Raw genomic sequence first — 19,158 nt, forward strand, 5'->3', positions numbered from 1 at the left:
CCGGTTTGGATGGGTCATCCCGCTCAGGTGGGGAATCCGCAGACTGGCTGCAACGTACCATTCAATCTCTTGGGGGGAGTGTCGGCATGAAACGATTGGAAAAATACGCGCGCGGAAAGGGCTTGGCCCGCTTGGTTTTCGCCTTGGTGTTCGGTTGTGTCGCTTCGGCGCAGGCGGGAACGGTCAAGATCGGTGTGGCCGGTCCCCTGTCGGGCGCCCAGGCCGCCTTCGGTGAACAGTTCTGGCGCGGCGCCGAACAGGCCGCCAAGGATATCAACGCCCAGGGGGGCATCAACGGCGATACCATCGAACTGGTCAAGGGGGATGACGCCTGCGAACCCAAACAGGCCGTGGCCGTGGCCAACCGTTTGGTGGACTTCGATCACGTGACGGCGGTGGTGGGACATTTTTGTTCCTCTTCCACCATTCCGGCCTTCGAGGTCTACGCCGAGGCGGGCATTCTCTCCATGACCCCGGCCTCCACCAATCCCATGGTCACGGAACGGGGATTGTCCACGGTGTTTCGCACCTGTGGCCGGGATGACCAGCAGGGGGTGGTGGGGGCGGAGTTCGTGGTCAAACAGCTCAAGGCCCAGCGGGTGGCGGTGCTCCACGACAAGGATACCTATGGCCAGGGTCTGGCCGACTCCATGAAGGCCCATCTGGCCACCCTGGGACTCAAAGAGGTGCTGTACGAAGGCCTGACCCGGGGCGAGAAGGATTTCAACGCCCTGGTCACCAAACTGCGCTCGGTCAAGGCCGACGCGGTCTACTTCGGCGGTCTCCACAGCGAGGCCGGACCGCTGGTGCGTCAGATGCGGGAACAAGGACTCAACGTGCCCCTGATTTCCGGTGACGGCATCATGTCGGAAACTTTCGTCACCTCCGCGGGTGGACCCAAGTTCGTCGAGGGGGTCTTCATGACCTTCGGCGCCGATCCCCGCAAGATTCCCTCCGGCAAGACCCTGGTGGAACAGTTCCGCAAAGGAGGCTACGAGCCGGAAGGCTATACCCTCTACTCCTACGCCACCATGCAGGCCATCGCCCAGGCCATGCGCGCCACCCAGTCCCGGGAAGGGGTCAAACTGGCCGCCTGGCTGAAAGCCAATCCCGTGGAGACCGTCATGGGCACCAAGTCCTGGAACGCCAAGGGGGATTTGAAGATTTCGGACTACGTCATGTACCGCTGGACCCCGGCGGGCAAGTACGAAGAGGTTCAATAAACGGGGCCGTTCGTGAGTTTTCACATTCTCGTCCAGCAGGCGGTCAACGGGCTGGTCTTGGGATCGGTCTATGGCCTGATCGCCGTGGGCTATACCATGGTCTACGGCATCATCGGCATGATCAATTTCGCCCATGGCGATGTCTACATGATCGCCGCCTACCTGACCGCCATCTTTCTGGCGGCGCTGACCCTGCTGGGGATTCAGTCGCCGCCGTTGATCATCCTGCTGGTCTTGTTGCTGACCATCGCTTGCACCGCGCTGTATGGCTGGAGCGTGGAACGCATCGCCTACAAGCCCCTGCGCCACTCCACCCGTCTGGCCCCGCTGATTTCCGCCATCGGCATGTCATTGATTCTACAAAATTATGTCCGGTTATCCCAGGGGGCGCGCAGTCAGGGTACCCCCACGCTGATCCATGGCAGCCTGCGTCTGTTTGAAAACGGTCCCGATCAATTCGTCCAGATCACCTATGCCCAGATCCTGATCGTGGTCACCGCCGTGATCGGCATGGCTCTGCTGTGGTATTGGATCCAGGCCACCGCCATGGGACGGGCCTGTCGGGCGGTGCAACAGGATCGGATCATGGCGGCCTTGCTGGGCGTGGATACGGATCGGGTCATCTCCGTGGTCTTTGTGCTGGGGGCTTCCATGGCCGCCGTGGCGGGCACGTTGGTCACCTTCAATTATGGCTCCTTTGATTTTTTCATCGGGTTCGTCATCGGCATCAAGGCCTTCACCGCGGCGGTTCTGGGGGGAATCGGCTCCCTGCCCGGCGCCATGCTCGGGGGACTGGTGCTGGGATTGGCCGAGTCGATCTTTTCGGGTTTCGTCAATACCGACTACAAGGATGTGTTCGCCTTTTCGCTGCTGGTCTTGGTGTTGATCTTTCGACCCAGCGGTTTGTTGGGCCATCCTGAAGTGGAGAAGGTGTGATGGAACGCATCTCCGGTGGTGGACAGAGCATGGGGTCTGTACTCCGGGAGGCGTTGCTCACCGGATTGATCGCCTTGCTGCTGTTCGCGCCTCTGACCGGGGTTTCCCTCTCCGGATATACCCTGGAAGGCCACTGGCAGCGCCCCTTGTGGCTGGCGGGCTGGGTGGTTCTGGGTCGGTTTGCGCTGGGGTGGTTGCTTTCCCGCAGGCGCCACGTGGTGGCTCACGCCAGACCGCACAGGAGGCCTTCCCTTCTGGCCTCCTGGATCGAGGCCCATCGGACTTTTTTGCTGCTGGCGATGTTCGTCGTGGCCCTGATCCTGCCCTGGTTCATCGGCAAATATTGGCTCAACGTGGCCATCCTCGCCTGGATCTATGTATTGCTGGCTTTGGGGCTGAATATCGTGGTGGGGCTGGCGGGCTTGCTGGATCTGGGGTTTGTGGCCTTTTACGCGGTGGGAGCCTATGGTTATGCCTTGGGTTTCAAGTATCTGGATTTGAGCTTCTGGACCGCGTTGCCCTTTGGCGCGCTGCTGGCGGCTTGTTTCGGGGTGATGTTGGGCTTTCCGGTGTTGCGCATGCACGGGGATTATCTGGCCATCGTCACCTTGGGGTTCGGGGAGATCATCCGGCTGGTGCTCAACAACTGGATGGAGTTCACCGGTGGTCCCAATGGGGTACGGGTGCCGTTTCCGTCATTTTTCGGCATCGAGTTTGGCCGCAAGGCCCAGCCGGGACATGTCACGGTGCATGAATACTTCAATGTGCCTTTTTCCAACGAATACCGGGACATCTTTTTGTATCTGCTGTTGATGATCGTGGTGGGGGGGTTGGTGTTCGTCATCCGGCGTCTGCGGCGCATGCCCCTGGGGCGCAACTGGGAGGCGTTGCGGGAGGATGAAATCGCCTGTCGCTCTCTGGGCTTGCAACCGGTGATGGTCAAACTGTCGGCCTTCGGCCTGGGAGCCATGACCGGTGGGGTGGGCGGGGTGTTCTTCGCCGCCTCCCAGGGGTTTGTCAATCCCACCTCCTTCACCTTCATGGAGTCGGCCCACATTCTGGCCATCGTCATTCTCGGGGGCATGGGTTCCACCGCCGGGGTGATTGTCGCGGCGGTGATCCTGACGGTCCTGCCCGAGGCGTTGCGGGATTTCGCCGAATATAGGGGGTTGTTGTTCGGCTGCGCCATGGTCTTGATGATGGTCTGGCGTCCCCGCGGTTTGATGGGCGCCCGGCGCGCCCGGTTTGATCGTTCCGGGGTGGCCTGACATGGCCTCCTTGCTGACGGTCCACGATCTGACCATGCGGTTTGGGGGGGTGCTGGCCTTGAACGGTGTCGGCTTCGATGTGCGGCGTGGCAGCGTCACCGCGCTCATCGGACCCAATGGGGCGGGCAAGACCACGGTGTTCAATTGCCTGACCGGATTTTATCGTCCCAGCTCCGGTGCGATCCGTTTGACGGACGCGGATGGGGTGGCGGTGGATTTGATCGAAATTCTGGGGGGACCGTTCCGGCGCCAGGATTTGGTCTCTCCAAGGGCTTTCGGGCGGCGACTGTATTACAAGATGTTTGGCGGCGCGGCGCTGGCGGCGCGGGCCGGGGTGGTGCGGACCTTTCAGAACATTCGTCTCTTCAAGGAGATGACCGCTTTTGAAAATCTTCTGGTGGCCCAGCGCGCCCGGGTGAACAACAATCTGGTCGCCGGACTGCTTTCCACCCGCGCCTATCGGGACGCGGAGGCCGAGGCGGTGGAACGGGCTTGGTATTGGTTGGACTTTTTTCGTCTGGCCGATGAGGGCAATCGTTTGGCCGGGGAGTTGGCCTATGGGCGGCAGCGGCGTTTGGAGATTGCCCGGGCCATGTGCGTGGGACCGCGTTTGTTGTGTCTGGATGAACCGGCAGCCGGACTCAATCCCAACGAAACCCGGGAGTTGTCCGAATGGATTCTTTCCTTGCGGCGCGGTCATGGGGTGACGGTCTGTCTGATCGAACACGACATGGGGTTGGTGATGGAGATTTCCGATCAGGTGGTGGTGTTGGATCATGGTCAGGTGATCGCCTCGGGTCGGCCGGAAAAGGTGCGGGACAACCCGGTGGTGCTGGAGGCCTACCTGGGGGTGCCCGAGGAGGAGGGGTCGTGAACCGTCCGGCGATTTTGGAGTTGCGTGGCGTGGATGTGGCCCATGGACGCAGTGCGGTGTTGCACGGGGTGTCGTTGACCGTGGGAAGAGGGGAGATCGTGACCCTGATCGGGGCCAACGGCGCGGGGAAATCGACGTTGCTGATGGCGATTTTCGGTCTTCCATCCGCATCCCGGGGGGAGGTGTTGTTCGATGGTCAGGAGATCACCCGACTGCCCACCCATCGCATCGCCCGGTTGGGCCTGGCCCAGGTGCCGGAGGGCCGACGGATCTTTCCGGGCATGACCGTGCTGGAGAATCTGGTCATGGGGTCCATGGTCGGGGAAAAGGACGAGGCGGCCCTGGCGCGGATTTACGCCTTGTTTCCCATTTTGCGGGAGCGCGGTGGCCAGCGGGCCGGAACCCTTTCCGGGGGCGAACAACAGATGCTGGCCATCGGACGGGCGTTGATGAGCCGTCCGCGCATTCTGTTGCTGGATGAACCCAGTCTGGGTTTGGCGCCATTGATGATCCGGCGGATCTTTCAGGCGTTGCGGGAGATCGTGGCGGAGGGAACCACCTTGTTTCTGGTGGAGCAGAACGCCAACCAGGCGTTGCGGCTGGCGGACCGGGGGTATGTGCTGGTCAACGGGCGGATTGTGTTGGAGGGGAGCGGTATGGCGTTGCTGGCGGATCCCGAGGTGCGGCGGGCCTATTTGGGGGGGCATTGACCATGGGTGGCGAGCCACTCCCGCAAGGCGTTGTCGATGCGGGTTTGCCAACCTTTGCCGGTGTCGCGGAATGAGGTGATCACATCCGGGGAGAGACGGATGTTGAGGGATTGCTTGGGATGGTCTTTGCACGGTCTGCCCCGTTTGGGAGGCAGCAGGTCATCGATCACGCTTTGGGGGAACAGTGTGGTGAGTACCTCTTGAGCGGGCCGGGCTTGGTGAAAGGGTGCATCGGACCATTCGGGGTTTTCGGCATCGATTTTTTCAGGATCGGGTGTGTTGTGCATGGCGTCGCACCTCCCGGCGGTTGGCTTTGCGCAGGCTGATGATTCCACGATCAAAGCTGAATCCCAGGCCATTTCCCGTGTTCGTTCGAAAGGAGAGTCCGCGCTCGGCCATGTTGCGTGCGTTTTTGGCTGGATCATCGGTGATGTGCATGGCGCCGGTGGATGAATGGCGTGGTTTGGCTTGGTTTTATTGTATCCACATTAAATGGTGAGAGTCAAGCTTTCATCCTATTGGATCGCAAGGAGAGTACGATGACCCGGCGATTGGCACTCTGGTTGGCCACCTTTTTTGGTTCCGGCTATCTGCCCAAGGCTCCCGGAACCTGGGGTACGGTGGCCGCCGTGCCGCTGGCCATGGTTTCCCAGTCCCTGGGAACCACCTGGTCCTGGATCATCCTGGGGAGCGTGTGTGTGCTGGGGGTGTGGAGCGCCGGGGTGGCCAGTCGGGTGGTGCAGCGGGAGGATCCGCCCGAGGTGGTGATCGATGAAGTGGCCGGTTTTTTGCTTGCCATGATCGTCGCGCCCCTGGGTTGGGGTTGGATGTTGGGGGGATTTGTGTTTTTTCGTCTTTTCGACATCTTCAAACCGTGGCCTGTGGATGCCCTCGAACGTCTGCCGGGAGGCTGGGGCATCATGGCGGATGATCTGGCCGCCGGGGCGTATGCCGGATTGTGCCTCTTTTGGATCGCCAGGATTGGGTTGCCATGAAGTGTTTGCTGGTCATGCCACGCTGGAGCGAACAAGGCTCTCTGCTTCCGCCTTCGGGACGGCCCTATCTGGACCTGTTGCTGGAGTGTTTGGGAGTCGGCGCGGTATCGGTGATGGAACTGGATGAGGATGAACCTTTCGATCCGGCGGAGGTGCCGGAAGAATATCCTCTCATTTTGGTGCAAGACCATGGCCGGGGCAACCGGTTGCGGCGTTCGTTGTTGTCGAATCTGGGGCTTTCCCTGGGGCTGGAAGGGGAGGAGTCGGATCGTCTGAAGGTCTTTGGCGCCCACACCTTGAACGATAAACAGGGTCAGGCCGCCGGTTTCGCCCTGCAACGTCGGGGACGCATGGTGGCGTATTTCAGCCATTCCATCTGGACGGCCCGCAACGCGCTGGTCAAGGCGCTGCGGGGTTTTCTCGGCGGGGAAGGTTCCCTGGCCCGGCGCAATCGGGAAACGGTTTGCTGGATGGTGGAAGGCGCGGGTGAACCCCTGGATCTGGGGGCGTATCTGGTGGGGGATGCCTTTTCTTTGTGCAAGGTGCGCAATCTGCCCAATGGTGATGCCGGATTGTTGATTCCCGCCATCATGGGGGAGGAGTTCAAGGCCCGGGTCCGGGCCGGACTGGGCAATCGCATTCAGTCGTACACCCCCCGTCCTGTGGAAGAGTTGCTGGGAGAGCGGTTGATCAAGTCCGGCCTGAAGGTGACCACGGCGGAATCATGTACCGGCGGCTTGATCGCTGCCCGGTTGTCGGCGATTCCGGGGGCGTCGTCTTATCTGGATATGGGACTGGTCAGTTATGCCAATGCCGTCAAACAGCAGTGGCTGGGCGTGGATACGGCGCTGCTGGAAACCCACGGAGTGGTCAGTCGCGAAGTGGCCATGGCCATGGCGGTGGGGGCCATTCAGGCCAGTGGCGCGGACTTGTCTGTGGCGGTGACCGGCATCGCCGGACCGGATGGAGGAACCCCCGGCAAACCCGTGGGCACGGTTCATCTGGCGGTGCGTGATCGTCAGGGGCAAACGTTGGAACACCGTGGATTTTACGTCGGCAACCGGGATCGGGTGCGTTGGCAGGCGAGTCAAACCGCCTTGCACCTGCTGCGGCGGATGGTGACGGCTCAAGGACAGGAGAAACCGTGATGGATCATCGGAAGCGTGTGGCCCGGGCATGGCTGGGTGGGGCGATCGTGTCGCTGGCAGTCTGGGTGTCCGGGGTGGAAACCGTCTGGGCCTTTCATCCGGATGACGTGGATCGGCGGCGCTATGTGCTCAAAAACCGCAAGGAAGAGGTGATCGGTGGCAACTATTATCGCCATCGGGTCACCCCCAACGATACCATGATCATCTTGGCCAGAGACAACCATCTGGGTTTCAACGAGATCATGCTGGCCAATCCGGATCAGGATCCCTGGAGTCCACGGGTGGGCAGCAAGATTCGTCTGGATTTTCGCAAGGTATTGCCTGGACTCAACAATCCGGCCCGGATCGTGGTCAATCTGCCGGAGATGCGGGTGTATCATTTTCGTGGCGACCGGGTCGAAACCTATCCCATCGGTGTGGGACAGGAGGGGATGATGACCCCGCGGGTGCGCACGGCGGTCACGGGCAAGATGGCCGATCCCATCTGGCGTCCCCCGGCGTCGATCCGCAAGGAGGATCCCAATCTGCCCGAGGCCATCTATCCCGGCCCCCGCAATCCCCTGGGCACCCATGCCATCTATTTGAGTTTGCCCGCCTACCTGATGCATGGCACCAACCGTCCCCTGGGGGTCGGTCGCCGGGTGAGTCACGGGTGCATTCGTTTGTATCCGGAAGATATTGTGGCCTTTTTCCCCAATGTCAACACGGGTGACACCGTGGCCATCGTCAACGAACCCGCCAAGGCGGGCTGGCGTGACGGGGAGTTGTATCTGGAGGTCTATCCGATTCTCGCGGACCTCAAGCACGAAGGCAACGAACGGGAGTGGGTCACCAAGGCCATCAAACAGGCTTTGGCCCGGCGGCCCGATTTGCAGGTAACGGTGGATTGGCGTCTGGCCGAACGTATGGCCGACAACGCGGATGGTCAGTCCCGCCGGGTGGGGGTGGCGACCAATGCCCCTGTCAGCGCCGAGGCGCGGGAGGCCTATATGACGGTTCCCGAAATTCCCGAGGAGCAGACCATTCCGCCAGGGGGATTGCGTCTGCCCAATCTGGAGCAACTGGACCGGGAAGATGGCAATCCCGCCGCCATTCGCATCGATCAGCCCGTGCCAGCGGTGCCGTATCGGTCCCCGGTTCCCCAGTCCGCAGAACCGAAAACGTTGTCTCCGGCCAAGCCTTCATTCGGTGCTCCGATACCCGCTCCCGCGGCTCCCGGTTCCTCTCCGCCGTTTCCGCCGGAGCCGGATCCGGAAGTCGGGGGCGGTGGCGCTGGTGCCGGTGGTGGCGAGCCGATGCCGCCGTTGTCTCCGGAACCGACCATGGACAACGAACCGGATCCGTTGCCGATGAGCGAACCGGAACCCGCCCCCATGCCGGAGCCGCCGCCCACGTCGTGGCCCCCGGAACTGCCGCCGGAATTGCCTCCGGGGGTGGAGCCGCGCCTGCCGGGCGATGGCACGCTCTGATGGAGCGTTGGCTCCATCCCGGCTGCCCAGGGAGGCCGGATGGTCAGGCATCTGCGTTTTAAGAGCAAGATCACTTTCTTTTTTCTGCTGATCCTGGCGGCATTCGTGGTGAATGCCGTCCAGGCCGTTTTGCACTACCAGACCAACACCTCCTCTTGGAAACGGGATCATCTGACCCGTCAAACCAGTATCCTGATCCACGAAATCACACAGAACGCCGATTATGTCCATCGGGAGGTGGAATATTTTCTGCGCACCAAGGATCCCAAGTCCGGGGAACGGGTGGTGACCTTGTTGCAGGAGATGTTTCCCCGCTTGCAGGAGCTGGATGGGTTGCGCGTCATGCCGGACGATCACAGTTCGGAGTCTGTGCAGGAACGGATTCGGGTGCAGTTGGAACTGTTTCGGCGCATTCAGGCCAAGCTGCTTGAAATCGGTTTGAATGAGGAGTCCGGGGAACACGGTCGCATCCGCGCCCGGATCCATCGGATCGAAGAGCTTTTGCAAGACGAAAATGCTTTTGAGCTGCTTGCTTCCATGTTGCAACTGCGGCGTCATGAAAAGGATTTCATGGAACGCAAGCAGATTGTCTATCTGGAAAGGTTCAATGCTGAGGTGGCGCGGTTCGGGGAACTGCTGTACCGCTGCCGGCTGCAACCGGCGGAGCGCAAGGAGATTCAAGAGTCGTTTCTTCCCTATAAGCATGGATTTTACACCATTGCCAGCGAATCCCTGGTGGTCAGTCAGTGGATCGAGCAATACCGGCTTCAGGTGCAAGAGACCGAACGGGGGATGCAGGATCTGTTGGCCGCGCTGGAGCAGGTCTATAAAATGCACGATGTGGCGCAAAGCGCTTTGCTGTTTGACCAGTTTTTGCGTTCGCAGATCACATTTTTCTTGATTCTGTTGGGCATCGGTCTGTTGCTGGTCTGGTTTCAGTATGACCTGTTGCACGCGGTCAACGCCTTGAGCGCCACGGCCCGTCGGGTGGCCGAGGGGGGGGATTATCGGATTGATGTGTGGCGTCGGGACGAGGTGGGGGAGTTGGCCCGTTCCCTCCAGATCATGCAGGAGAGTTTGACCTCCCGTCATCGCGACCTGGAAGAGACGGTCAAGGAACTCAAGGAAAGTGAACAGGAAAATGCCCGGGCCTTGGATCGGCGTTCCGCCATTTCCACCATTTTGCAACAGTCGTTGTTGTCGCTGACCCTGGAGGAGATTCTGGACAAGGCGTTGCAGGTGGTTTTGGAGATCCCCTGGCTGGGTGTGGAGAAACGGGGGGCGATTTTTCTGTTCAACGATGTCACCGGACGATTGGACCTGACGGTACACCGTGCCCTTTCTTCAGAGTTGTTGGATTTGTGTCGTTCGATTCCCTTGGGATACTGTCTGTGCGGTCGGGCCGGGGCGGAGCGGGAGGTGGTGATGAGTCACAACCTGGATGGCAGGCATGACATCCGTTTCGAGGGCATGACGTCCCATGGTCACTACTGCGTGCCGATTCTGTCGGATCAGCATCTGTTGGGGGTGTTGAATGTCTATCTGGCCACCGGACACGTTTATGACGATGACGAGATCGTCTTTTTGCGCAACATCGCCAACACCCTGGCGGGTCTGATTTCCCGGCGGCGGGCGGAACAGGAACTCACCCGTCTGTTGGCCACGCTGGATGCCAAGGTGCTGGAACGCACCCAACGGCTCAACGAAAAGATCCGGGAGTTGGAAAATACCCGCCATGAGTTGATCGCCCAGGAGAAACTGGCCTCGTTGGGGCGTCTGGTGGCGGGAATCGCCCACGAGGTGAATACTCCCATCGGTGTGGCCTATTCCGCCGCCACCCAGTTGCTGGAGGAGTCCCGTTCCATCGCGGCGATGATGGCGCAAGACGCGGTGGATGTGGATGCCTTGATGACCGGCATCGGCATCGTGGAGGAGGCGTCGGTGTTGGTATCCCGCAATCTTCAGCGGGCCGCCGAGTTGATCCAGAGCTTCAAGCGCGCTTCCATCGATCAATCCTCGGAGGCGGTGCGGGAGTACCGGGTGGGCGATGTGGCCCGGGATGTGTTGATCAGTCTGCGCAACGCCTTCAAGAAGACCCAGATCGATATCGGTCTGGAGTGCCCGGAAACGTTGCGGGTGATGGGCATTCCCGGTTATCTCAACCAGATCCTGACCAATCTGCTGCTCAACAGCCTGACCCACGGTTTCGAGGCGGGAGAACGTGCCGGGCGGATCGATCTGCGTTTTGTGGTGCAGGGGCGCACGTTGGAATTCACCTATACCGATACCGGTGTGGGCATGTCGGAAGAGGCCAGGAGTCGGGCGTTCGAGCCGTTTTTCACCACCAATCGGGGAGCGGGGGGGAGCGGTCTGGGTTTGTATATTTGTTATAATCTGATCACCACCAAGCTCCGGGGCACCATTGGGTTGGTGAGCGAGTCGGGGGAGGGGGTGCGTTTCGAGTGTCGCTGGCCCATCGAGATCCGGGGATGAGAAGAGGCATCGGCGGAAGGGTATGGGGTGTTTGATCTTGATATGAGTCAATTTTTATGTCGGCGTCATGCGGCATGCATTTTATTCTATTGTCGATTGAAAATTGAAATTGACGGCATTGGCGCTATTTGTTAGGCTTTCCGTTACAGAATGTGACTTTTTCTCTGTCCATCGGTGACGCCATGAACGCCGAAAAGCGAATCCTGCAACTCAAGGGCAAGACCACAACCGTCCCCACGGAGGGGTCGGGTCCGCCCCCCTGGCTGGTGCTGGTGGTGGATGACGATCCGGATGTGATCGCGATCACCCGATTGAATTTGCGAAATTTTTCTTTTGGTGGTCGTCCTCTTTCTCTGATCTCCGCCTCTTCCGCCATCCAGGCCCAGGAGATTCTCCAGACCACCCCGGGATTTGCCCTGGGACTGATCGATGTGGTGATGGAGCAAGATGACGCGGGCTTGCAACTGGTGCGTTTCATCCGCGAAACCCTGGGAGACCAGCGGATCCGTTTGGTGATCCGGACCGGTCAGCCGGGACTGGCGCCGGAACGCTACGTGATCGATCACTTTGATATCGATGATTATAAAGAAAAAAGCGAACTATCTGCCCAGAAGCTTTATACCACCGTGCGCTCCGCCCTGAAGTCCTATCGGGATTTGACCACCATCGATCTGGCCCGTCATGGATTGGAGACCATTCTGGGGGCCGCTCCGCAGATGTATCTTCATCCGTTGGACTCCTTCGAGGCGTTTTATTCCGGGGTGTTTACCCAGATTCTGGGCCTGTGTCATCTGGGGGCCCACAGTTCGGTGCGCATTGCCAACGGCTTTTTGGCCATGTTCAACAAAAACGAACTCACCATCAAGGCCGCGGTGGGCCACGCCCGTCTGGAAAAAACCACCCCCCCGGTGCAAGAAAACATCTCCGCCGAAGAGACGCTCATCCCGTTGCGGATTCGGGATGAGGATATCGGCATGCTCTATCTGGAACATGGTCAGGCTCTGGATCCTTTGGCGGTGCATCTGTTGCGGATTTTTACCGGTCAGGTGTGTGTGGCGTTGCAGTCGTTGCGGGTGCAACTGGAGTTGCGTGCGGCCCACGCCTCGGCCATCCAGATGCTCTCCGAGGCGGCGGAAGCCAAGGATATCCATACCGGGGAACACATCCAACGCATCGTCACTCTGACCCGCCAGCTCTCCTTGGCCATGGGGCTGTCATCCGAAATCGCGGAGTTATACGCCGAGGCCAGTCAACTGCACGACATCGGCAAGATCGGCATTCCGGACCGGATTCTCAACAAACCCGGTCCCCTGGACAAAGTCGAGTTCACCGAGATCGCCGCCCATCCCACCATCGGCGGCATGATCATCAAGGATGAAAAGAATTTTCGTCTGGCCCGTCAGATCGCCATGTATCACCACGAGAAATGGGATGGCAACGGCTATCCCGAAGGGTTGCGTGGCGAGGCGATTCCCCTGGCGGCCCGGATTGTCTCGGTGGTGGATGTGTTCGATGCTTTGGTCCATTGTCGCCCCTACAAGCGTTCCTGGAGTGTGGCGGATGCGGTGGCGGAGATCCGTCGTTTGTCGGGCACCAGCTTTGATCCGACGGTGGTGGAAGCCTTTGGTCGGCTTTACGAAGCCGGGATGTTTGACCATTTGGCCCAATAGTCGGTCAAGGCCCGAATCATACCCTCTCCATCGTTGCCGGTGGCGGTCAGATCCACCCGTACCCCCCGGCTCGACAACGCCTGGGCGGTGAGGGGACTCAAGGCGGCGATCAGCGCCTTTTCCGGCAGACTCGCTGGACCTTCCGGCAGCAGATCCAGAAACAGATCCACCGTGCGGGGACTGAAAAAAGGCAGGGCATCCACCTCCGGCAGACGCTGAAGGATTCCTTCCGGGAGTCGCGTTACCGGCACGCTGCGGTAGACTGTGATGGTCTCGACCTGTCTGCCGGCTTGTATCAGCACCCGGATGAGTTCTTCCCGTCCATCCTCGGCCCGGGGAAACAAAAATGACCGGGCGTCGGGAAACCGTTCCAGCACGGTTTTTCCCAGCGTCTCCCCCCCCATGGGCCGATCCGGCACCTGCACTGTCCACCCCTGATCTTCCAGCAGGCGCGCGGTTTTGTTGCCCACGGCAAACAGGGGCGGTGGCCTGACGCCTTCCGGCACCGCGGCGGCAAAGGTCCTGGCTCCGTTGGCGCTGGTGAGCAGCACGGCGTCGAATCGGTTCAACGCGGCCATGGCCTGCTGAAAAGGGACGGGATCTTCTGTCGGTTGGATGGTCATCACCGGCGCCAGCAGTGGCACGCCACCGTGACGGAGGATCAAATGGGCGCTTTCGCTGGCCCCCGGTTCCGGACGGGTGACGAGGATGACGCGATTGGCCAGATTCATGGCGGAAGCCTTGGAGAGTCGGGTGGATGAGGGAGAATTGCATCTTGGCGGATTGGGGTGATTTTTTCAAGATGATGAGCGTTTGTTCGTTGATGTTGCGGCGTTTTACACTTGACCTAGGGCGTGCGGCGTTTCATGGTGATGGGTGCCGCCGTATCTTTTGCATGGCGGGGATTGGGGAGTGGCATCCCGGGATTTTTTCCGGTTTCGGCTCAACTTGAATGTCATTGGCATGAGTGGAAAACGCCCTTTGAAGAGATACTGGTTGGCAATCCAGACCCATGGAATACTGCCTTTCTTTTTGTGGACGCTGCTGCTTTTTGGTCTTTGGGTATGGAATCTTCACACCATCAACGGCATGGTCTCTTACCCTCTGGGGAGTCCGAACGGTTCCGCGTCTTCTGGGGGGGGCGGGGTTGCGGCGGTGGCGGCGTGGGAATTCAAGACCGGAGTGGTGCATCTTCTGGTCTGGATGGTGGGTGTCGGTGTGCTGTACCTGTTCAAGGGGCGGCGCGACAAAGCCCAAAAGGCCACGCAGGAGCGTTACGAGACCGTGGTTGCGGAAAAGGATGTGGTCAAGGCCAACAACCGGAAACAGTACTCCCTGCTCAAACAATTGCTGGATCAGACCAAACAGCTCTCCCAGCACAACGCCTATCTGGAGCAGCAGGGGAAGATTCGCGCCATCATCAACCGGTTGTTGATGGATTCCCTGGACTCCTTGTCGCTGAAGGAACATCTCGACGAGGCCATTTTTCTCATCACCTCCATTCCCTGGCTGGGATGTCAGATCCGGGGGGCGATTTTTTTGTGGGATGAAGGGCGGCAGGAGCTGTATCTGGCGGCTCAACGCGGTCAGCCGGAACCGCTTCTGGAGCGTTGTGCCCGGGTTCCTTTGGGGTATTGTCTGTGCGGCAAGGCGGCCCAGACCCGCATGCCGGTCTACTCTCCCCATCTGGATGCGGGACACGAGATCACCTATTATGGCATTACCGATCATGGGGATTATTGTTTGCCGATTCTGGGGGGGGAGCGGCTGATCGGCGTGCTCAATCTGCGGGTGGACGCCGGATATCATTTTACCGACGATGACAAGCTGCTGTTGCAACCCATCGTCAACACTCTGGCGGGACTGATCATCCGCTGTCAGCAGGAAGAGGAACTGGCCCAGGCCAAAAAGAACGCCGAACTGGCCACCCAGGCCAAAAGCGCCTTTCTGGCCAACATGAGCCATGAAATCCGTACCCCCATGAATGCCATCATCGGTTTGAGCCATTTGTGTCTTCAGACCGAATTGACCGGCAAGCAACAAGATTATCTGTTCAAGGTTCACAATGCCGCCAACTCCCTGTTGCGCTTGATCAATGACATTCTCGATTTTTCCAAGATCGAGGCGGGCAAGCTGGAGATGGAGCGGGTGGAGTTCGCCCTGGAGGATGTGCTCAACGGGGTGGTGGCCATGATCACGGTGAAAACCATGGAAAGTGATCTGGAATTGTTGCTGGATGGGGATCTGAAGGCTCCCTCCCATGTGATGGGGGATCCGTTACGGCTGGGGCAGATTCTGACCAATCTGGCCAACAATGCGGTCAAGTTCACCGAAACCGGGGAGGTGGCCATTGCCACCCGGGTGGTCGCAGAGACCGCAACCGAGGTGACCATCGCGTTTTCGGTACGGGATACGGGCATCGGCATGACTCCGGAACAGATGGAAAAGCTGTTCAAGGAGTTCAGTCAGGCGGATACCTCCACCACCCGCAAGCATGGGGGCACCGGGTTGGGATTGGCCATTTCCCGGCGTCTGGTGGAGATGATGCAGGGTGAAATCCGGGTGGAAAGCACCCTGGGCGTGGGCAGTCGGTTTGTGTGTACGGTACCGTTCGGCAAGTCGGAACGGGTCGCGGAACCGGTCTTGCCATTGATCGGAGAGTTGGCGGGATTGCGGGTGCTGGTGGTGGATGACAACGCGGGCGCTCTTGAGATCATGTGCGCCTGTCTGGAATCCTTGGCGTTCCGGGTCACCGGGGTGGACAGTGGCGCTTTGGCCTTGGAAATCCTGATCCGGGCGGAGCAGGCCGGAGAGCCTTTCGGGCTGGTCATGATGGATATGACCCTGCCGGAGCCGGATGGCATGGAGGTGGCCCGACGGATTCGGCAGGAGGATCAAATTCAGGTGGTGCCACGGGTGATCCTGGTCACCTCCCACGGGTGTGAGCAACATTTTCTGCGCACCGAGGAGAATGTGACCCTGGATGGTTTTTTGGTCAAGCCGGTCAACCGGTCTGCGTTGATCGATTCCATTTTGCGTGCGTTTGGCCATGCTCCGGATTCGGGGCGGGATCTGTTGAATCAGGCGGATCATCAGGTGATGCAACAGGTGGTCGGCGCGCATCTGCTGTTGGCCGAGGACAACGAGATCAACCAGCAGGTGGCCCGGGAACTGTTGGCCCAGGTGGGGGTGACTCTGACCGTGGTGGAGAATGGTCAACAGGCGGTGGAACGGGTGGCCCAGGCCCATTTCGACGGCATTCTGATGGATTTGCACATGCCGGTGATGGATGGTCTGGACGCCACCCGGGCGATTCGTCGTCAGGGGGGGTGGGGGGAGGAAATTCCCATCATCGCCATGACCGCCAATGCCATGGTGCAGGATCGGGATGCCTGTCTGGCGGCGGGCATGAACGACTATATCGCCAAACCGGTGGAGCCCAGAATCCTGTATGCCCAGGTGGCCCGCTGGATCCATCCCGATCCGGCCCGGCGGGCCGCAGGAGCGGTCGATGCCGCGTTGATTGTGTCTGTTGGCGCGGACCCATCGGATTTACCGGAGTTGCCGGGTCTGGATACCGAGGCCGCTTTGAAGATTATGGGGGGCAATACGGCATTGTACTTGGACATTCTGGCCCGTTTTGTCCACAATCAAAAGGACGCGTGCCGCCTGATGGCATCGCTTTGGGAGCAGGGGGATCGGGCGAAGCTGGAGCGTACGGCCCATACCCTCAAGGGGATTGCCGCCACCATCGGCGCGATGGAGTTGAGCGTGGCGGCTCAGGCTGTGGAGCACGTCGCATACGAGGAAAACAACGGGGAGTCCATGCCTGCTTTGCTGGCCGCGGTCGCCCGCAGGCTGGATGGGGTGCTGGCCACCATCGGGGGGGCCATCGGTGAAAAACCGGTGGAGGCGGAGGTCACGGGGGAGGAGGGCATCACCGACACGGGGGCATTGTTGCCTTTGTTCAGGCGGGCCGAAGGGTTGTTGCGGGCTTTTGATTCGGATGCGGAAGCGGTCATCGGACAGATGCGGCCCCTGGTGAAAAGTGGCGCGGATCGCGAAGCCTTGCAGACCCTGAAAGATCTTTTGGATGGCTATGACTATCAGGCCGCTTTGCGGACCCTGCTGGCATGGGCCGAAACCGTGGGTTTGGCTGTGGATTTGGAGACGGAGGAGAGACCATGAGCGTGTCGCAGGCCCCCAATACCAAGGAAGGGACCATCTTGCTGGTGGATGATCAGCCGGACCAGATCAAGGTGATCAAGTCGGCCCTGGATCAACTGTTTGCGGTCAAGGTGGCCATTCGGGGGGATGTGGCTTGTCAGATTGCGGCGGCCGGTGGGGTGGATCTGATTCTGCTGGATGTGTTGATGCCGGAGATGGATGGTTACGAGGTCTGCCGTCGGTTGAAGGCCAATCCGGATACGGCCGGAATTCCGGTGATTTTTTTGACCTGCAAAGATACCCAGGATGACGAGACCGTGGGATTGCAACTGGGGGCGGTGGATTTCATCCGCAAACCCAGCAGCGCGTCGGTGGTGCTGGTCCGGTGCCGCAACACCATCGCCCATCAACGGGCCAAAGAGGATTTGCGCCGCAAGAATGAGGAGTTGGAGCAGGCCTTGAAGGTCCGCGAGGACATGGAGCGCATCTCCCGTCATGACATGAAAGGGCCTTTGTCGGGTATTCTCGGCCTGCCGGAAATCATGCTTCTGGACAACAACTACACCGAAGCGCAACGCAACTTGCTCAAACTGATCGAAAGAAGCGGCTATATCATGTTGGACATGATCAACAAGTCCCTTGATATGTACAAGATGGAGAACAATACCTACAAGTTGCAGGCGGAACATTTCGATCTGCTGGAAACCTTGAAACATATCGTGGGCGGTTTGGAGAAACACATCCAGTCCAAGCGGATCAAGATCCGTTTCGAGATGCCGGGGCAGGCCGGTCCTCCGGAATCGTTTTTTGTGCTGGGCGAGAAGATGCTGTGTTATTCGGTCTTCTATAACCTTTTTTTGAACGCCATCGAAGCGGCCAATTATCACGGGGAGATCCGGATTCGGTTGTCGTTTGCCGACGGTTTTGGTCGGATCCGCATCACCAATCCCGGTGAGGTGCCGGTTGCGATCAGACCCCAGTTCTTCGACAAATACGTCACCGGCAAGCTTCACGGGAGCGGCCTGGGCACCTATTCCGCTTGGCTGGCCGCCAAGACCCAGGGGGGAGGCATAGCACTGGATGCCAGCCAATCCGGGGAAACCTCGGTGATCGTCACCTTGCCCGAAGGCTCCCAGGAAGCCGCCGCTTCCGCCGTCGCGGGATAGCCCGAACCGGGCGGATTCTTTGGAAATTTTCAGGTGTACCCCATCGCAAGGCTTCTTGTTTCTTTGGGTTGTGTTTTTTTTTGGGGGGGATGTGACAACTATTATAATTTATAGTTGTTTGTTTCTTGTAACATACTGTATCTTGATTCTTTTTATTTTTATCTCTTTGGGTTTTGTATTCTTTTTATTTTATAACAAATTGGTTGTTGTTTTTTGGTGTGTTTCTGATGTAATTTTTTGATTTTAAATTACTTTTTTGTATTTTGTTGTGTCATTTCAAATAACTTCTTGAAGAACTATTGTCTGGTGGTGTATATTGCATGGAATGGTTTCAGGGGGTGTCCCTCTATCATGATTGTTGTACGAGATCCGGGAATTGACGATTTGAGAGTGTGAGTGTTTGGGGATTAATGAAAGGATTTGTTGATGATTATTTTTAGTATTGATGTGTCTGGTGCTGGTTGGCTGGATGAGTTGGAGAACGGGGTGGGGCCTGCTTTTTTGAGCAAAAATGCCAAGGAGAAGTTGAGGATTGGACTGTCGAAGCATGTGCGGGGGGTGATTGTGGAGAGACCGTACTCCGACAAGGATTACCGGAGTACCTATTATAGCCATTTTTCCAAGAAAATTCCGGATCGTGGTCGTGATTGTGTGCGGGTACATTTTTTTTCACATTTTTTCCCTGTGGATTCAAGAAAGTCGGATTTTCTGGATGGTCTGGCCGATCAGAAGGAGTTTCAGAAGCACTATCTGGGTTTTATGGTGTTGAGGCCCGGGGATATCGTCTCGATTGGCCGGACCGTTCTGGATACCAATGCGGTAGAGGGGGCGGCTGGATGTGTGTTGAAGGCCGAATACAAGGTCCATCTGTTGGGCATGGTTCTGAAGATTAGAGGGTTTCCCTTCATGTCCCAGGATACCGAAATATCAATCTGCGCCCATGTGACCTCCTGGGCCATTTTGCGGTATTTCAGCCAGAAATTTTCGTAACCGTTCAGATCAGAAACGAAGGTGCCAAGCCTTGACAATGTGATTATTG

Annotated in this window: 15 protein-coding genes; 13 read left to right on the plus strand and 2 right to left on the minus strand. The window is 58.9% G+C overall.

Annotation, left to right across the window (positions count from 1 at the left end):
* Positions 1-86: 86 nt before the first annotated feature.
* Genes HQL98_12220 through HQL98_12240 form a run of 5 tightly spaced genes read left to right on the plus strand, consistent with a single transcriptional unit; the run spans position 87 to position 5,011 of the window.
* The gene (locus HQL98_12220) at positions 87-1,223 is read left to right on the plus strand and encodes a branched-chain amino acid ABC transporter substrate-binding protein (GenBank protein ID MBF0272814.1); all 1,137 of its coding nucleotides are present in this window, start codon (positions 87-89) and stop codon (positions 1,221-1,223) included.
* 12 nt (positions 1,224-1,235) lie between these two features.
* The gene (locus HQL98_12225) at positions 1,236-2,159 is read left to right on the plus strand and encodes a branched-chain amino acid ABC transporter permease LivH (GenBank protein MBF0272815.1); all 924 of its coding nucleotides are present in this window, start codon (positions 1,236-1,238) and stop codon (positions 2,157-2,159) included.
* Positions 2,160-2,188: 29 nt separating this feature from the next.
* Entirely contained in the window at positions 2,189-3,427 is a 1,239-nt protein-coding gene (gene livM / locus HQL98_12230) for a high-affinity branched-chain amino acid ABC transporter permease LivM (protein ID MBF0272816.1), read from the plus strand.
* Between the two features lies 1 nt (position 3,428).
* Positions 3,429-4,301, plus strand: coding sequence for an ATP-binding cassette domain-containing protein (locus HQL98_12235; protein ID MBF0272817.1), 873 nt, complete (start codon positions 3,429-3,431; stop codon positions 4,299-4,301).
* A gap of 11 nt (positions 4,302-4,312) precedes the next feature.
* A complete protein-coding gene (locus HQL98_12240; protein MBF0272818.1) occupies positions 4,313-5,011 on the plus strand; it encodes an ABC transporter ATP-binding protein in 699 nt (232 codons plus the stop codon).
* Here HQL98_12240 and HQL98_12245 read toward each other — a convergent pair.
* Positions 4,993-5,298 (minus strand): BrnA antitoxin family protein, encoded by a 306-nt coding sequence (locus HQL98_12245; GenBank protein MBF0272819.1) that lies wholly within the window; start codon positions 5,296-5,298, stop codon positions 4,993-4,995. The genes HQL98_12240 and HQL98_12245 overlap by 19 nt on opposite strands.
* Before the next feature lie 252 nt (positions 5,299-5,550).
* On the opposite strand from HQL98_12245, the gene HQL98_12250 reads away from it, so the two are divergent.
* The 5 genes from HQL98_12250 (at position 5,551) to HQL98_12270 (ending at position 12,786) form a co-directional block, all read left to right on the plus strand.
* On the plus strand, positions 5,551-6,006 hold the full coding sequence (locus HQL98_12250; protein ID MBF0272820.1) for a phosphatidylglycerophosphatase A: 456 nt from the start codon (positions 5,551-5,553) through the stop codon (positions 6,004-6,006).
* Between the two features lie 590 nt (positions 6,007-6,596).
* On the plus strand, positions 6,597-7,154 hold the full coding sequence (locus tag HQL98_12255; protein ID MBF0272821.1) for a CinA family protein: 558 nt from the start codon (positions 6,597-6,599) through the stop codon (positions 7,152-7,154).
* Positions 7,154-8,623, plus strand: coding sequence for a L,D-transpeptidase family protein (locus tag HQL98_12260; protein ID MBF0272822.1), 1,470 nt, complete (start codon positions 7,154-7,156; stop codon positions 8,621-8,623). Before HQL98_12255 ends, HQL98_12260 begins: the two co-directional genes overlap by 1 nt.
* Before the next feature lie 39 nt (positions 8,624-8,662).
* Complete coding sequence (locus tag HQL98_12265; protein MBF0272823.1) at positions 8,663-11,116, plus strand: GAF domain-containing protein; 2,454 nt, start codon at positions 8,663-8,665, stop codon at positions 11,114-11,116.
* A gap of 182 nt (positions 11,117-11,298) precedes the next feature.
* On the plus strand, positions 11,299-12,786 hold the full coding sequence (locus tag HQL98_12270; protein ID MBF0272824.1) for a DUF3369 domain-containing protein: 1,488 nt from the start codon (positions 11,299-11,301) through the stop codon (positions 12,784-12,786).
* Here HQL98_12270 and HQL98_12275 read toward each other — a convergent pair.
* On the minus strand, positions 12,750-13,517 hold the full coding sequence (locus HQL98_12275; GenBank protein MBF0272825.1) for a uroporphyrinogen-III synthase: 768 nt from the start codon (positions 13,515-13,517) through the stop codon (positions 12,750-12,752). The genes HQL98_12270 and HQL98_12275 overlap by 37 nt on opposite strands.
* A 232-nt stretch (positions 13,518-13,749) precedes the next feature.
* Here HQL98_12275 and HQL98_12280 point away from each other — a divergent pair, with 232 nt between their 5' ends.
* The 3 genes from HQL98_12280 (at position 13,750) to HQL98_12290 (ending at position 19,109) form a co-directional block, all read left to right on the plus strand.
* Positions 13,750-16,974, plus strand: coding sequence for a response regulator (locus HQL98_12280; protein ID MBF0272826.1), 3,225 nt, complete (start codon positions 13,750-13,752; stop codon positions 16,972-16,974).
* On the plus strand, positions 16,971-18,119 hold the full coding sequence (locus HQL98_12285; GenBank protein MBF0272827.1) for a response regulator: 1,149 nt from the start codon (positions 16,971-16,973) through the stop codon (positions 18,117-18,119). Before HQL98_12280 ends, HQL98_12285 begins: the two co-directional genes overlap by 4 nt.
* Positions 18,120-18,545: 426 nt before the next feature.
* On the plus strand, positions 18,546-19,109 hold the full coding sequence (locus tag HQL98_12290) for a hypothetical protein (protein ID MBF0272828.1): 564 nt from the start codon (positions 18,546-18,548) through the stop codon (positions 19,107-19,109).
* The last annotated feature ends 49 nt before the right edge of the window (positions 19,110-19,158 follow it).

The organism is Magnetococcales bacterium (assembly GCA_015231755.1).
In the GTDB taxonomy this organism is placed as follows: Bacteria; Pseudomonadota; Magnetococcia; order Magnetococcales; family Magnetaquicoccaceae; genus Magnetaquiglobus.